At 62.1% G+C, this 1,914-nt stretch carries 1 protein-coding gene; it reads right to left on the bottom strand.

Annotated features, from left to right (window positions below):
• A partial coding sequence (locus tag ACXRVY_RS26540; RefSeq protein WP_458238678.1) for an FAD-binding and (Fe-S)-binding domain-containing protein occupies nucleotides 1-1,914 on the bottom strand: 1,914 nt, incomplete at both ends.

Genomic DNA, 1,914 nt, shown 5'->3' with positions numbered 1-1,914 from the left:
GGGCGCCAGAAACACCCGATACCCCAACTGATGCGCCAACTGGATAAAGTTCGCCAGCAACGGCGTTTCGAAGTAACGGGTGAAGGCGTCCTGCACCAACACCACGCTGCGCTCACGTTGTGCCGCGGTCAGTTCGCGCAGAGCCGGCACGCTGGCGACCGCGACCTTGCAGCGGGTCAACGTGGCCTGCAAGTCATGGCGGTGGATCAGCGGGCTGTCGAGCATGCCGACCTGTCGCTCCAGCAGGCGGCTCACCCATTTCGAGCCCATCACCGCGTTGTACAGACCCGGCGCGTAAGCCATGTAGGGAATGGTGAACTCCAGCGAGCCGATCAGGTAGTCACGCAGCGGTCGTTGATAGCGACCGTGGTACAGCTCCAGAAAACGCGAACGGAATTCCGGGACGTTGACCTTGACCGGGCATTGTCCCGCGCAGGATTTACAGGCCAGGCAGCCGGCCATCGCGTCATAGACCTCATGGGAGAAATCCGCCTCGCCACGCGAGCGCGCCAGGTTATTGCGTAACCGCGTCGGCAACCCGCTCAACCACGACAACTTGCCGCGGGCTGCTTGCAATACGTCAATATTGGCCGCGCCTTGCAGACGCAACCATTCGCGAATCAACGACGCCCTGCCCTTCGGCGAATGCTGGCGCTCACGGGTGGCTTTCCACGACGGACACATCGCATCAGAGGGGTCGTAGTTGTAGCAGGCGCCGTTACCGTTGCAGTGCATGGCGGTACCGAAGCTTTGCCAGACGCGCTCGTCGATCTGCCGATCCAGATCACCGCGCAGCGTCACTTCGTTGACCTTGAGCAAGCCTTGGGCAGCCTCCGGTGGCGTGCAGATCTTCCCGGGGTTGAGTTGGTTGTGCGGGTCGAAGGCGCCCTTGAGCGATTGCAAAGCCGGGTACAACTCGCCAAAAAACTCGGGGACGTATTCCGAACGCAAGCCCTTGCCGTGCTCGCCCCATAGCAACCCGCCGTAACGCCGGGTCAACTCGGCCACGGCGTCGGAAATTGGCTTGATCAGCGCGGCCTGGGCCGAGTCTTTCATGTCCAGCGCCGGGCGCACATGCAGTACGCCGGCATCGACGTGACCGAACATGCCGTAGCTCAGGCCATAACTGTCGAGCAATTCACGAAACTCGGTTATGTAGTCGGCCAGCTTCTCCGGCGGTACGGCGGTGTCTTCAACAAAAGGCTGCGGCCGAACCTCGCCTTCGACATTGCCCAATAGCCCTACCGAGCGCTTGCGCATGGTGTAGACGCGGGACACGGCTTCGGCCCCCTCGGCCAGCGTGTGGCCCAGCCGCTCGATCGTCGTGTCGGCCTGCAGATGCGCCACGAACGACGCCACGCGAACGTTCACGTCCGCCACGTCTTCCCCGCTGAACTCCACCAGATTGATGCCCAGCGTCGGACGTTCGGCATCCGTCGGAAAATACTCGGCGACGCTGTGCCAGACGATGTCTTTCATCGCCAGCAGCAACACCCTGGAGTCCACGGTTTCGATGGACAACGGCTTGTGCGCCAGCAACGCATTGGCGTCACGCAGCGCATCCATGAAGCTGCCGTAACGCACGTTCACCAGCACCGAATACCCGGGAATCGGCAGCACGTTGAGCTTGGCTTCGACAACGTAGCCCAATGACCCTTCCGCACCACACAGCACGCTGTTGAGGTTGAAACGCCCTTGCTCATCGCGCAGGTGTGCCAGGTCGTAACCGGTCAGGCAACGGTTGAGTTTGGGGAATACCGATTCGATCAGCTCGGCCTGGGTCTCCTGAATATTGCGCGCCACCCGGTACACTTCGCCGATACGGCCGGACTGCGCGCAAGCCGCCTCCAGTTCCACTTCGGACAGCGGATGGCTGTGCAGGCGCTCACCGCCGAGCAGCACGCTGTGCAATTC

The sequence above is a fragment of the Pseudomonas sp. P5_A2_2 genome (assembly GCF_054177685.1).
The sequence above is the reverse complement of the archived record's forward strand: the minus strand, read 5'-3'. Positions and strand labels throughout refer to the sequence as shown.